The sequence below is a fragment of the Siansivirga zeaxanthinifaciens CC-SAMT-1 genome (assembly GCF_000941055.1).
GTDB lineage: Bacteria > Bacteroidota > Bacteroidia > Flavobacteriales > Flavobacteriaceae > Siansivirga > Siansivirga zeaxanthinifaciens.
Map to the genome: position 1 here is coordinate 1,265,203 of NZ_CP007202.1, position 14,692 is coordinate 1,279,894.

11 protein-coding genes are annotated in these 14,692 nt (G+C 33.8%); 8 read left to right on the plus strand and 3 right to left on the minus strand.

The window, feature by feature from the left end; translation table 11 throughout:
• The first annotated feature begins 24 nt into the window (after positions 1-24).
• The 6 genes from bglX (at position 25) to xylA (ending at position 10,081) form a co-directional block, all read left to right on the plus strand.
• Positions 25-2,295, plus strand: a complete 2,271-nt coding sequence (bglX, locus tag AW14_RS05610; protein ID WP_154662176.1) for a beta-glucosidase BglX — start codon at positions 25-27, stop codon at positions 2,293-2,295.
• Positions 2,296-2,302: 7 nt separating this feature from the next.
• Complete coding sequence (locus AW14_RS05615) at positions 2,303-3,778, plus strand: glycoside hydrolase family 30 protein (protein ID WP_044639507.1); 1,476 nt, start codon at positions 2,303-2,305, stop codon at positions 3,776-3,778.
• 129 nt (positions 3,779-3,907) lie between these two features.
• Positions 3,908-5,560, plus strand: a complete 1,653-nt coding sequence (locus AW14_RS05620) for a sodium/sugar symporter (protein ID WP_044637925.1) — start codon at positions 3,908-3,910, stop codon at positions 5,558-5,560.
• A gap of 547 nt (positions 5,561-6,107) precedes the next feature.
• Positions 6,108-7,094 carry a GntR family transcriptional regulator gene (locus tag AW14_RS05625; RefSeq protein WP_044637926.1) on the plus strand — a complete coding sequence of 329 codons (987 nt, stop codon included), beginning with the start codon at positions 6,108-6,110 and terminating at the stop codon, positions 7,092-7,094.
• A 6-nt stretch (positions 7,095-7,100) separates the two neighbouring features.
• Positions 7,101-8,588, plus strand: a complete 1,488-nt coding sequence (locus AW14_RS05630) for a xylulokinase (RefSeq protein WP_044637927.1) — start codon at positions 7,101-7,103, stop codon at positions 8,586-8,588.
• A gap of 167 nt (positions 8,589-8,755) precedes the next feature.
• Positions 8,756-10,081 (plus strand): xylose isomerase, encoded by a 1,326-nt coding sequence (xylA, locus tag AW14_RS05635; RefSeq protein ID WP_044637928.1) that lies wholly within the window; start codon positions 8,756-8,758, stop codon positions 10,079-10,081.
• A gap of 69 nt (positions 10,082-10,150) precedes the next feature.
• On the opposite strand, the gene AW14_RS14430 is transcribed toward xylA, so the two are convergent.
• The 3 genes from AW14_RS14430 to AW14_RS05650 all read right to left on the minus strand — a co-directional run bounded on the left by AW14_RS14430 (position 10,151) and on the right by AW14_RS05650 (position 12,350).
• Positions 10,151-10,570, minus strand: a complete 420-nt coding sequence (locus AW14_RS14430; RefSeq protein ID WP_052647438.1) for a hypothetical protein — start codon at positions 10,568-10,570, stop codon at positions 10,151-10,153.
• 238 nt (positions 10,571-10,808) lie between these two features.
• Positions 10,809-11,045, minus strand: coding sequence for a hypothetical protein (locus tag AW14_RS05645; RefSeq protein ID WP_084708922.1), 237 nt, complete (start codon positions 11,043-11,045; stop codon positions 10,809-10,811).
• A gap of 66 nt (positions 11,046-11,111) precedes the next feature.
• Positions 11,112-12,350: a 3-deoxy-D-manno-octulosonic acid transferase gene (locus AW14_RS05650; RefSeq protein ID WP_044637930.1), complete on the minus strand. Its 1,239-nt coding sequence runs from the start codon at positions 12,348-12,350 to the stop codon at positions 11,112-11,114.
• A 151-nt stretch (positions 12,351-12,501) separates the two neighbouring features.
• Here AW14_RS05650 and AW14_RS05655 point away from each other — a divergent pair, with 151 nt between their 5' ends.
• Entirely contained in the window at positions 12,502-13,656 is a 1,155-nt protein-coding gene (locus tag AW14_RS05655; protein WP_044637931.1) for a DegT/DnrJ/EryC1/StrS family aminotransferase, read from the plus strand.
• Entirely contained in the window at positions 13,649-14,671 is a 1,023-nt protein-coding gene (galE, locus tag AW14_RS05660; RefSeq protein ID WP_044637932.1) for a UDP-glucose 4-epimerase GalE, read from the plus strand. The genes AW14_RS05655 and galE overlap by 8 nt, the downstream gene beginning before the upstream one ends.
• Positions 14,672-14,692 lie beyond the last annotated feature (21 nt).

Here is a 14,692-nt window from a genome sequence, read left to right on the forward strand (position 1 = left end):
AAAAGAAAATTCTAAATGAAGTTAATGTTAAAATTGAAATTAAGATACATTGTCTATTTTGTCTTGTTAACATCTTGTAGGCAAATAAAGATTATATACAAAGATAAAAACGCTCCAATCGAAAAGCGAATAGATGACTTATTATCTAGAATGACTTTAGAAGAAAAGATAGGTCAAATGAATCAATATAATGGTTTTTGGGATGTAACAGGACCTTCTCCAATAGAAGGCGATGCCGAAAAAAAATACAATGACCTTCGTAATGGATTTGTAGGTTCTATGTTAAATGTTAGAGGAGTCGATGAGGTAAAGGCAGTTCAAAAAATAGCTGTTGAAGAAACCAGACTAGGAATTCCTTTAATTATAGGCTTTGATGTCATCCACGGCTATCAAACCATTAGCCCAATACCCCTTGCAGAATCTGCAAGTTGGGACTTGGAAGCAATTAGGAAATCTGCTGAAATGGCAGCCTTAGAAGCCTCGGCTGTTGGCATTAATTGGACATTCGCACCTATGATTGATGTTTCTAGAGATGCGCGATGGGGGCGAGTTATGGAAGGAGCAGGGGAAGACCCTTATTTAGGAGGTAAAATTGCTTATGCCAGAGTTAAAGGCTTTCAAGGTGATGATTTGTCTAAAGTAAATACCATTGCTGCATGTGCAAAACATTTTGCAGGTTATGGCTTTGCTGAAGCAGGCAAGGAATATAATACAGTTGATGTAGGGACATCAACTTTATACAACATAATTTTCCCGCCATTTCAAGCAAGTATCGATGCTGAAGTTAAAACTTTTATGAATTCTTTTAATCAATTAAATGGTATCCCCGCGACGGGTAACAAATATTTACAAAGAGAAATTTTAAAAGATAAATGGAAATTTGATGGTTTTGTTGTTTCAGATTGGGGATCTATTTATGAAATGATTCCCCATGGATATGCTGAAAATCTGAGCAAAGCAGTTGAAATAGCAGTAAATGCTGGTTCTGATATGGATATGGAATCAAATGCATATGTGAATGAATTATCTAAATTAATAAAAGAAGGAAAAGTAAACGAGACTTTAATTGATGATTCAGTCAGAAGAATTTTGAGAGTAAAATTTGAGCTAGGTCTATTCGACGATCCATACCGGTACTGCAATAAAGAAAGAGAAAAAAAAGTACTTGGTAGTAAAGAGGTTATAGACGCCTCGTTAGACATTGCAAAAAAATCAATTGTACTCTTAAAAAACGATAATCAATTGCTGCCTTTAAAAAAATACGGTCAAAAAATAGCTGTGATTGGTGCGTTGGCTAATGATAAAACAAGCCCTTTGGGAAATTGGAGAATTGCCGCCAAAAACGAATCGGCTATTTCAGTTTTAGAAGGCTTATCTAATTATAAAGGAAATACTATTGCTTACGCAAAAGGTGTCGATGTTGTCTTAAATAAAACAGATTTCACAAGAGAAGTTGTTATAAATGAAACCGATACCAGTGGTTTTTCCGAAGCAAAAAAAATTGCTAAAAATTCAGATGTTGTTATTATGGTATTAGGCGAAGATGGTTTTCAAAGTGGTGAAGGCCGTAGTAGAACTGAAATTGGATTGCCTGGGTTGCAACAGCAATTATTAGAAGAAGTTTATAAAGTGAACCCTAATATTGTATTGGTATTAAACAACGGAAGACCATTAACTTTGGGCTGGGCAGATAACCATATTCCTTCTATACTAGAAGCTTGGCATTTAGGCACACAAAGTGGCAACGCTATCGCTCAGGTTCTATACGGAGATTATAATCCAAGCGGCAAATTACCAATGAGTTTTCCAAGAAGTGTAGGTCAAGTACCAATATATTACAATCAACAAAGTACTGGACGACCTAATTACCCTGGGGGTGATGTTGTTTTTTGGTCTCATTATCAAGACGATAAAAATGAGGTACTTTACCCATTTGGTCATGGTTTAAGTTACACGCAATTTGAATATAAAAACATGCGTATTAAACAAGAAAACAAAATTTTTGTTGTTGAGGTTGATATCACAAATACAGGAGAAATTCAAGGAAAAGAAGTCGTGCAGTTATACATAAGAGATGTTTTTGCTAGTGTAGCTAGACCTATAAAGGAATTGAAAGGCTTTGAACTTATTTCTTTAAATCCAAAAGAAAATAAAACAGTTCAGTTTACTCTTACAGATAAAGAACTAGGGTTTTATAATAATACAGGTGAGTTTATTGTAGAATCTGGTCTTTTTGAAGTGTTTGTAGGCGGAAGTTCTAAAACCGTATTAAATGGAAAATTTGAAATTAAATAAAAAAAGTATGTCAAAAAAAATATTTACAATAATAATGCTTTCTACTTTAATGGTATCATGTATAAATTCTAAAGTAGAAAAAGCAGATACAGTTAATAATTCTTCAGCCATAGAACCCTATATAGGTAAAAAATTAGAAGTTTATACAACAGCAAAAAATACAGATCTAAAATTAACAAAAACAGGAGAATACACTTTTAAAGAACAAACTCAACCCTTAGAAACAGATATTGCAGTTTTTGTTAACCCCAGAAAAACGTTTCAAGAATTTTTAGGAATTGGAGGTGCTATTACCGATGCTTCAGCAGAAGTTTTTTCAACCTTAAGTCCAGAAAAACAAAACACCTTATTGCAGTCTTATTTTGGAAATGATGGTATTGGCTACAATATTATAAGAACAAGTATTCATAGTAGTGATTTTGGTTTGGGTAGCCATACATATATTGAGGAAGGTGACAGAGAATTAAAAACTTTTTCGATAGAAAAAGATAAGGAAAAAAGAATTCCACTTATAAAAAGAGCCATCGATTTAATTAAAGATGATTTAGTTTTTTATGCCAGCCCTTGGAGCCCACCTGCTTTTATGAAAACAAATAATAATATGCTGCAAGGCGGAAAATTACTTCCTGAATTTCGTCAAGCTTGGGCAAATTATTATGTAAAATTTATTAAAGCCTATGAAAAAGAAGGGATTCCTGTTTGGGGTTTAACTATTCAAAATGAACCCATGGCAGTTCAAAGATGGGAATCATGTATTTATACTGCAGAGGAAGAACGGGACTTTTTAAAAAATTATTTAGGTCCAACATTAAAAAAGGAAGGTTTAGGTGATAAAAATATTGTGGTTTGGGATCATAACAGAGATTTGATTACATATAGAGCTAACATTGTTTTTGAAGATCCTGAAGCATCAAAATATGCTTGGGGTATTGGTTATCATTGGTATGAAACTTGGACAGGTGGCTTGCCTAAATATGATAATTTAAAAAACATAAAAGAATCGTTCCCTTCAAAAAACATATTATTTACTGAGGGCTGTGTAGAAGGATTTGATTATGAAAAACTACAGTTTTGGCCGAATGCAGAGCGTTATGGGAATTCTATAATAAACGATTTCAATAGCGGTGTTGTAGGATGGACAGATTGGAATATTTTATTAGATGAAACAGGTGGTCCAAATCATGTTAAGAATTTTTGCTTTGCTCCTATTCATGCCAATACAAAAACAGGCGATTTAATATATACCCCTACATATTATTATATTGGTCATTTCTCTAAATTTATAAAACCTGAAGCATTTAGGGTAAGTACTACAACTAGTAGGAATACCATTGATAGTACTTCATTTAAGAATAGAGATGGTAAAATAACAACAGTGGTTATGAATGGAACTGATAAAAGAATAGCTTATAAGCTAATTGTGGCCAATTGTGAAGCTTTATTAGAAATTCAACCTCATGCAATACAATCAATTATTTATTAAAATTTAATTTTCGATAAAAAAAATTACGGCATTCAATAATTTAAGTCTTAGGTTAAAACATTTCTATATAGTAGAAATGTTAACCAACTTAAAATTGAAATTTATAAAATCACATAATAGTAGTTATTAATGACAACACATTTCGGATTTTGGGATTATTTTATCTTCATTGCTTATGCTCTTCTAATTTTAGGAGTAGGTTTATGGGTTTCGAGAGATAAAGAAGGACATCAAAAGAACGCTGAAGATTATTTTTTAGCCAGTAAATCTCTGCCTTGGTGGGCAATAGGTGCATCGTTAATTGCAGCAAACATTTCAGCAGAACAATTTATAGGAATGTCTGGGTCTGGTTTTGCATTAGGTTTAGCCATTGCATCCTATGAATGGATGGCGGCAATTACCTTAATTATAGTTGGTAAATACTTTTTACCCATTTTTATAGAAAAGGGGTTATATACGATTCCGGAGTTTGTAGAAAAGCGATTTTCAACAAATTTAAAAACCATTTTGGCAGTATTCTGGATTGGGTTATATGTGTTTGTTAACCTCGCTTCTGTCTTATACTTAGGAAGTTTAGCCTTGGAAACCATAATGGGCATTCCTATGATTTATGGTATAATAGGATTGGCCATGTTTGCTGCAGCCTATTCTTTATATGGAGGTTTATCGGCAGTAGCTTGGACGGATGTTATTCAGGTTGTATTTTTAGTCTTAGGTGGCTTGGTAACAACTTACATAGCTTTAAATACCGTATCTGGAGGTGAAGGTGTTATTGCAGGAATCAAAACAGTTTATCAAGCCACCCCAGAACGATTCTCAATGATTTTTGATGAGTCAAATGCATATTATGATATGTTACCAGGTATAGGTGTTTTGATTGGTGGGATGTGGGTTGCAAACTTATATTACTGGGGTTTCAACCAATACATTATCCAAAGGACCTTAGCGGCAAAATCATTAAAGGAATCGCAAAAAGGAATTTTGTTGGCAGCATTTTTAAAATTAGTTATTCCATTAATTGTTGTTATTCCAGGAATTGCAGCTTATGTTATGATTAATGACCAAGATGTCATGTCGAGCTTAGGTGATTCAGCTTTAAATAATTTACCATCATTAGACCAAGCCGATAAAGCCTACCCTTGGTTATTACAATTTTTGCCAACAGGAATGAAGGGTGTCGCCTTCGCAGCCTTAGCTGCTGCAATTGTGTCTTCATTAGCTTCTATGTTGAATTCTACTTCAACTATTTTTACAATGGATATTTACAAGCAATACATTAACCCAACGGCCAGTGATAAAGCTACAGTTAACGTTGGTAGATTATCAGCGGCGGTAGCCTTAGTTATAGCTAGTATTATGGCACCATTATTAGGAGGTATTGATCAAGCCTTTCAATTTATACAAGAATATACAGGCATAGTTAGCCCGGGTATCTTAGCTGTTTTTATGCTAGGTTTATTTTGGAAAAAAACAACGAATAAAGCAGCAATAATTGGAGCATTGACATCGATTCCGATAGCGTTATATTTTAAAGTGGCGCCAAATGGGTGGTCAACCAGCGCATTTTTTGTAGATGTTCCTTTTATGAATCAAATGGGATATACGGTATTGTTAACAGTGAGTGTTATCGCACTTGTTAGTTATATGCAGCATAAAGGTGCAGATGATAAAAAAGGAATTCCAATTACAAAAGAATCATTTAACACGAGTCCGTTATTTAATATAGGTGCTTTTGCAGTGATGCTCATTGTAGCTGCTTTATATGCCTCTTTTTGGAATTAAATATTAACCAAAAAAATAACTTAACTGAATATAGATGTTTTGAATACATAAAGTATCTCACTCCTATTCATCAGTATTTCAAAAAACATGGTACAAAAGCGGAACAATTATAGTACAAATTTTACCTTAAAAAATATTTTGATTATAGCTGAGCTTTGTTAGACCATTGTTAAAAATAAAGAAAGCTAATCAAGTTATTACTTTAATCGAGTCTATTTCAAAATAAATCTCATTTATGTTCGTCTAATTTTACTTATGGCTTCAAATAATTCTAATATTTGGTTCGAGAATAGGTCAGTATGGTGTACAAGTAGAACCTTCAACCTTTTTTAGTTGGAGGTTTTTTGTTTTCAGAAATCTTCAGCTAAATTTTGAAATAATTCTAACGTTTGGTTCGAGAATAAATCAATATGGTGTACTAAAAGCCTTATCATTTATTTGATAAGGCTTTTTCTTATGCCTTTTTTCAAAAAAAATCATTTTCATTTTTTTCAAAACATTAAAAATTTTACATATATTTGCATACCAGAACAGAACAGAACGGTTAGTGCTTTTAGATCTCGATTTTAATACAGAAACACCCAAGTATTTGGTTTTAGTAAACGCCATTAACGATGCGCTTTCTAATAACTCGTTATCTAGTGGCGTTGCCTTGCCATCTGTAAATAGTATTTGTAAAGATTACAGCTTGTCGCGCGATACGGTATTTAAAGCATATACCGTTTTAAAAGATAATGGTGTAATAGAGTCGGTTCCAAGTAAAGGGTATTTTGTGGCTAACGATACTCGAAAAGTGCTTTTAGTTTTAGACACCTTTAAAGCCTATAAAGAAGTGCTCTATCACGCTTTTGTAAATAATTTACCTAAAAACGTTATTGTCGATGTGCAGTTTCATCACTACAACATTAATAATTTTAAAACCATACTTAACAATAGCAAGGGTAAGTATTATAAGTATGTAGTCATGACCTTTAATAACAAAGAAGTGGCGCAGGTAATTTCAGATATAGACAACGATAAATTATTGTTAATCGATTGGAATGTCTATTCTAAAAACACGAATAACCATGTGTTTCAAGATTTTGGAAAGGCATTTTATAATACTTTACAAGATGTTATTCCTGTTTTAAATAAATATAAAAAACTCGTATTTGTTTACCCTACTTTTACAAATCATCCAAACGAAACACTTTCATATTTTAAAAAGTTTTGTGACGATTTTCAAATTAAAAACAAAATCATTACAAATATTAACGAGTTTCAAATTAGTAAAGGAGAAGCTTATATAAGCGTAAGCGATCGTGTTTTAGGTGAATTTTTGGAGCAATGCCGTTCTAAAAATTTTGAACCTGGAACCGATGTGGGTTTTTTGTCCTATAACGAAACCCCAATGAAACAATTTATCTATAAAGGAATCTCTGTAATATCTACAGATTTCAAAGCCATGGGCGCCCAAGCAGCCAGCTTTGTAAATAACGATAAACCTTTACAAACATACATACCAACTAAATTAATATTAAGAGAATCATTATAAACAATTATGTACTATTTAGGATTAGACATAGGGAGTTCTTCTATTAAAGCAGCTTTAGTAGAAATAGCAACAGGTAAAAGCGTTGGTGTTGTTCAAGAGCCAGAACAAGAAATGAGCATGTTTGCTCAAAAAAATGGATGGGCAGAACAGAAGCCAGACGACTGGTGGTTGCACGTTTGCAATGCCATTAAACGCCTAAAAAAACAACACAACATCTCAAGAACCCAAATAAAAGGTATCGGGATTTCGTATCAAATGCATGGCTTGGTTATTGTCGATAAAGACGGAAATCCACTTCGAAAAAGTATTATTTGGTGCGATAGTCGAGCTGTCGAGATTGGAAACGACGCCTTTACTGCCATTGGAGAAGAAAAATGTTCCACACAGTTGCTAAACTCGCCCGCAAACTTTACCGCTTCAAAATTAAAGTGGGTAAAAGATAACGAACCAGAAATTTATAACAAGATTTATAAATTCATGCTTCCTGGCGATTATATAGCCTATAAGTTTTCAAACAAAATTAACACCACCATTTCGGGACTATCCGAAGGTATTTTTTGGGATTTTAAAAACAATTCCATTGCCAATTTTCTTCTAGAAAATTATGGTATCGATCCTTCATTAGTACCCGATATTGTCGACACCTTTAGCAATCAATCTCAAGTTAACGACCAAGGCGAAACCGAAAGTACTATTGCAGCCGGCACCCCAATTTTTTATAGAGCCGGCGACCAGCCCAACAATGCCTTGTCCTTAAACGTATTTAATCCCGGCGAAGTTGCTGCAACAGGTGGTACATCGGGGGTTGTTTATGCTATAACCGATAGTCTATCAGTAAAAGAAAGTGCGCGTGTTAACAATTTCGCACACGTTAACTATAACAAACAATCTCAAGCCAGAATAGGTAAATTATTATGTATTAATGGTGCAGGCATCCAATACCGTTGGTTGTTAAATAACCTCGATGTTAGTTCCTACGAAGAAATGAATAACCTGGCCTCAGCAATCCCCGTTGGGTCCGATGGCGTATGCGTTATTCCCTTCGGAAACGGTGCCGAGCGCATGTTAAATAACAAAGAAATTGGTACAAGAATCGTAAATTTAAATTTAAACAACCACCATAAAGGGCATATGTGTCGTGCAGCTCTAGAAGGTATTGCCTTCTCATTCGTTTATGGGGTCGAAATTTTAAAATCCGATGGTATCAAACCCAGCGTAATTCGCGCAGGAAACGATAATTTATTTCGTTCAGAAATTTTCGCAAACACCGTTGCGACCTTAATCGAACAAGAAATAGAAATTTACAACACAACCGGAGCCATAGGTGCCGCGCGTGCTGCCGACCTGCATAAAGGCGATTTCGAAAGTTTTGGCAAGTCTATAATCGACAACGACCACGTCATGACTTTTATGCCTTTTAAAGACAAATCACTTTATTTAAAAGCCTATAACAACTGGAAAACCGAACTAGAAATTATATTAAACACGAAATAGAAACGTAATTATTTGGGCGTTACCACAAGGGTCGGGCTTTACGCTATATCTTTTTTTTCGTACCTCAAAAAAAGGATGCCGCTTCAATCCCTAACGCAAATTGTAACACCAAATAAAGAAATTAACAAATAAACGAATCCACAAATAAACAAGTAAACATAAAAATTATGGCATTAATAGGAAACAAAGAATACTATAAAGGTATTGGAGAAATTAAGTACGAAGGAAAAGAATCAGACAATCCTTTAGCGTTTAAATACTACAACCCAAATCAAGTGGTTGCCGGAAAAACCATGAGCGAATGGTTTAAATTTTCGATAGCGTACTGGCATACGTTTTGCGGACAAGGTAGCGACCCATTCGGTCCAGGAACACAAAGTTTCGAATGGGATAAATCATCAGATGCTGTTCAAGCAGCAAAAGATAAAGCAGATGCCGCTTTCGAATTTATTACAAAAATGGGATTTGGCTATTACTGTTTTCACGATTACGATTTAATACAAGAAGGAGCAACATTCGCAGAATCTGAATCTAGATTAGCTACCATAACAGATTACTTAAAAGAAAAACAAGCGGCTTCAGGTGTTAAATTACTTTGGGGTACAGCTAATTGCTTTTCAAACCCTCGTTACATGAATGGTGCTGCTACAAACCCAGATTTTAATGTGGTTGCCAGAGCAGGCGGACAAATAAAATTAGCTCTAGATGCTACCATGGCTCTAAATGGAGAAAACTATGTATTCTGGGGAGGTCGCGAAGGTTATATGACCTTATTAAATACCGATATGGGGCGTGAGCTAGATCACATGGGGCAATTTTTAACCATGTGTAGAGATTATGCGCGTGCTAATGGTTTTAAAGGTAATTTCTTTATAGAACCAAAACCTATGGAGCCATCTAAACACCAATACGATTTCGATACAGCAACCGCTATTGGTTTCTTAAAAGAGTACGGTTTAGATAAAGATTTCAAAATAAACATTGAAGTAAATCACGCGACTTTAGCACAACACACCTTCCAACACGAAATTGAAACAGCAGCAAAAGCTGGTATGTTAGGCAGTTTAGATGCTAACCGTGGCGATTACCAAAATGGGTGGGATACAGATCAATTTCCAAATAACATACAAGAAACAACAGAGGCGATGCTTGTGTTCTTAAAAGCTGGCGGTTTACAAGGTGGTGGTGTTAATTTTGATGCTAAAATTAGAAGAAACTCAACCGATTTAGAAGATGTATTCTTAGCGCACATTGGCGGTGCCGATACGTTTGCTAGAGCATTACTAATTGCCGATAAAATTATTACATCGTCTCCTTACGAGAAATTAAGAAAAGAGCGTTATGCTTCTTTCGACTCTGGAAAAGGAAAAGATTTCGAAGCTGGTAAATTAAGTCTTCAAGATTTATATAAAATAGCTCAAGAAAATGGTGAGCTTAAATTACAAAGCGGTAAACAAGAGTTATTCGAAAATATAATCAATCAATATATTTAATAATAACAAGACATTAAAACAAATAAAGGCTGCCATATGGCAGCCTTTTTTATTTATGATTTTAAGTTGCTATTTAGCGACAATAATAACTTTTGGGTCTAATTTTTTAATAGAATCAGAAAATTTAGCAACTGCTTTTTCAACTGTATCTTGGTGCCCAGAAAAAACTTTAGAGCCTTTAATTTCTTTACCCATAACTTTATAAGAATAATTTACAGTTACAGATTCTTTGTCAACTAGTTCTTTAGCAGCTTCAACGGTATGGTCTACAGCTTTTTTAGTAGATTCTGCAGCATCATCCATGGCTTCTTCTGTAGCTTCTACTGCGTCGTCTACAGCTTCTTCAGTTGCTTCAACAGCATCTTCTGTAGCTTCAACTGCCGAATCTACAGCTTCTTCAATGGTTACAGTTTTATTCGAGTCTTTACAAGATGTAAAAGTTAAACTTAAAGCCGTTAATAAAACAGCGCTCAATAATAATTTTTTCATTGGTTTCGATTTAGTGTTAATAATAAAATTAACTCCCAATTTAATAATATTAATTGAGTTTTGTTCTATGTTTTGTTAAATTTTTGAAAAAAATGTAAGAAAAAACCTAACAATAAGAATTATTATACCTCTTATTTTATAATAATTTGTATTGATTTTTAGTCTGTTAATATTTTGAATAAAAAGGGCTACCTCATAGATAGCCCTTTTTTACATTTTATTATTTTATACTGTAAATTTATTTTTCTACAGCATCTTCAGTTTTTTTAATAGCCTTTTCTGTAGCTTTTACAGCATCATCTGTTGCATCAACGGCACCGTCTATGGCTTTTCCAACTTCTTCTAAAGTACCTGCTTTAGTATCGGGTTTTTCAACAGTTTTTTCAATAACTACGGTTTTTTTAGTGTCTCTACAAGACGTAAAAGTTAAACTTAATACGGTTAAAAGAGCAACACTGTATACTAATTTTTTCATTGGATTGTGTTTTTTAGTTTTCAATCTATAATTATATACGTGTAAAGTTGTTCTTTTAGATGTTTGTCAACTAAGGCCTAAATAATCTAAAATTTTGGTTACTGCACCTTTGTTACTCGAAATGTAATTCGAGTTGTTCGTGCCTGCTTGAATTCTCTCGTGTGAATTTTTAATTAAATCATCTAAAATTGCATCGAATTCTTCTTGGTTAGAAATTGAAAACATGCCATTTAAAGCTATCATATCTTTAGCTTCAGGAAATTTATCGAATATATTTCCAATAATTATAGGTACACCAAAAACGGCAGGCTCAAGAGTATTGTGTAATCCCGAAGTTCCCAATCCGCCACCTACATAAGCAATATCGGCATAGTTGTATATTTTAGTTAAAATACCAATAGTATTAACAATAAACACTTGAGCTGTTTCTAATGTGTGTGTATCTTTTTCAGAATAAAGCACCGATGCAACTTTAAGGCGATCTTTAAGTTGATTTATCTGAGAATCTTTAATGTTATGTGGCGCTATTATAAATTTAATAGCACTCGAAGCTTTGGTATTTATATAATTTACCAATAAATTTTCACCTTCTGGCCAGGTGCTTCCTGCGACAACACAGAGTTTATTGTTTTTAAATGCTTCAATAAAATCTAAAGTATTATCAATATCTAATTGGCTAGAAACTCTATCGAATCTTGTATCGCCAGAAACTGTTACGGCATGATAATTTATAGTTTGCAGTAATTGTTTTGAAATCTCGTTTTGTGTAAAAATATGTTCAAAAGCAAAGAGAGCCTTCCGCAGTGGTTTGCCATAAAATTTAAAGTACGATTGGTCATTTCTAAAAGCTGCCGAAATGAGTATAGCTCTCAATCCTTGCGATTGTAATTCATTTAAAAAATTAGGCCAAATATCATATTTTATAAAAACAGTAAGTTCTGGTTTTAACAAGTTTATAAAAGCTTTTGCATTTTTTTTGGTATCTATAGGCAAGTACACAACTACATCTGCAATGGGTGTGTTTTTACGAATCTCGTAACCACTGGGTGAAAAAAAACTTAAAACTATTTTATGTGTTGTGTACGTGTTTCTAAGAATTTTAAAAACAGGTAAACCTTGCTCATATTCACCCAAAGAAGCGCAATGAAACCAAAGGGTTTTGTCTTGTGGTGTAACATTTTCTTGTAGAACAGAAAACGTTTCTTGCCTGCCTAAAACGCCTTTTTTTATTTTTTCGTTAAAAGTTGCCCCTATTTTTAAGCCAAAATTAGCGATTGCAATACCTATGTTGTAAAATAAACTCAAGTCCTAAAATATTTCATGCTAAAATACATTTCTTTAAAATAAATTCATTGGTTACCGTGATCTAATTTTGTAATTTCGTAATCGAATAAACTCTTATAATGAGATTTCCTTTTTTTTGAAGGACTTTTTATAGAAAGTTACAATTTTTTAGATGAAAAAAATTCAAATGGTTGACCTAAAAGGTCAATACGAAGACATTAAAAGCGAGGTTAATAACTCGATTCAAGAAGTTTTAGAAACGACTGCATTTATAAACGGACCCAAAGTTCATCAATTTCAAAAGAATTTAGAAACGTATTTAGGCGTAAAACATGTAATTCCATGTGCCAACGGAACCGATGCGTTGCAAATTGCCATGATGGGATTGGGATTAAAACCCGGTGATGAGGTTATTACTGCCGATTTTACTTTCGCTGCAACCGTTGAAGTTATTGCACTTTTGCAATTAACACCTGTATTGGTTGATGTTAATGAAGATGATTTCAATATTAACATCGAGGCTATAAAAAAGGCCATTACACCAAAAACAAAAGCCATTGTTCCAGTACATTTATTTGGCCAATGTGCCAATATGGAAGCCATTATGGATATAGCCAAGGCGCATAATTTATTTGTAATTGAAGATAACGCGCAAGCCATAGGAGCGAATTACACTTATAAAAATGGAACTAAAGTTAAGGCCGGAACCATTGGTAATGTAGGTGCAACTTCTTTTTTTCCATCTAAAAACTTAGGTTGTTATGGCGATGGCGGTGCTATCTTTACTAATGATGATGATTTGGCTCACACGTTAAGAGGTATTGTAAATCACGGTATGTACGAGCGTTACCACCACGATGTTGTTGGAGTTAATTCGAGGTTAGACAGTATTCAAGCGGCTGTGCTAGATGCTAAATTACCAAATTTAGACGCTTACAATAAAGCTAGACGCCATGCTGCTCGAAAATACAATGCGGCTTTTAAAAATATAAGTCAGATTACAACACCAAAAACTGTAAATGGTTGCGAAGGGATATGCGATACTTGCGATTGCCACGTGTTTCATCAATATACGCTTAGAGTAAAAAATATTGACAGAGATGCTTTGGTGAAGCATTTAAACGATAACCAAATTCCTTGCGGTGTTTATTATCCAATACCATTACACAAGCAAAAAGCTTATTTAGATGCGCGATATAACGAGGAAGATTTTACTGTAACAAATCAATTAGTTAAGGAAGTTATTTCTTTGCCAATGCATACAGAATTGGATGATGAACAAATAGATTTCATCACATCAACAATTATAAATTATTTAAATGAATAAAATTTTAGTTACAGGCGGTTTAGGTTTTATTGGCTCTCATACCGTAGTAGAATTACAAACAAAGGGTTATGAAGTTGTTATTATTGATGATTTATCAAATTCGTCAATTGAAGTTTTAGATGGTATTACAGCCATTACAGGAAAAACCCCTGTTTTTGAAAAGTTAGACTTAAAAGATAAAAGTGGTGTTGAAGCTTTTTTTGCAAAACATAACGATATAAAAGGGGTTATTCATTTTGCAGCAAGTAAAGCCGTTGGAGAAAGTGTTAAAGAACCTTTATTATATTATGAAAATAATATTTCAACCTTAGTCTATATTCTTAAAGAACTTAAAAAATTACCCGAAGCTAGTTTTATATTTAGTTCATCTTGTACCGTTTATGGGCAAGCCGATGAATTACCTATTACCGAGAACGCTCCTGTTAAGCAAGCCGAGTCACCCTATGGTAACACGAAGCAAATAGGTGAAGAGATAATAAAAGATACATGTAAAATATCACCAAATCTAAAAGCGATAGCTTTGCGATATTTTAATCCTATTGGAGCGCATGACTCAGCTAAAATAGGCGAGCTGCCTATTGGTGTTCCTCAAAACCTAGTGCCGTTTATTACGCAAACAGGTATAGGTATTAGAGAGGAATTATCTGTTTTTGGCGACGATTATCCAACCTCGGATGGAACTTGTGTTCGCGATTATATTCATGTAGTCGATTTAGCTAAAGCCCATGTGGTAGCTTTAAATCGATTGTTAACCAATAAAAACAAATCTAATTACGAGACCTTTAACTTAGGAACAGGTAAAGGAAGTACTGTTTTAGAAGTTATAAAAGCTTTTGAAAAAGTTTCTGGTGTTAAGTTGAATTATAAAATAGTAGGTAGAAGAGCAGGGGATATCATTTCTGCTTATGCCGATACAACTAAAGCCAATGAAGAGTTGGGTTGGAAAACCGAATTATCTCTTGAAGATGCGATGCGTTCTGCATGGAAATGGGAACAAGTTGTAAGAGGAAAATAATACAGATGTAAACATAAAAAA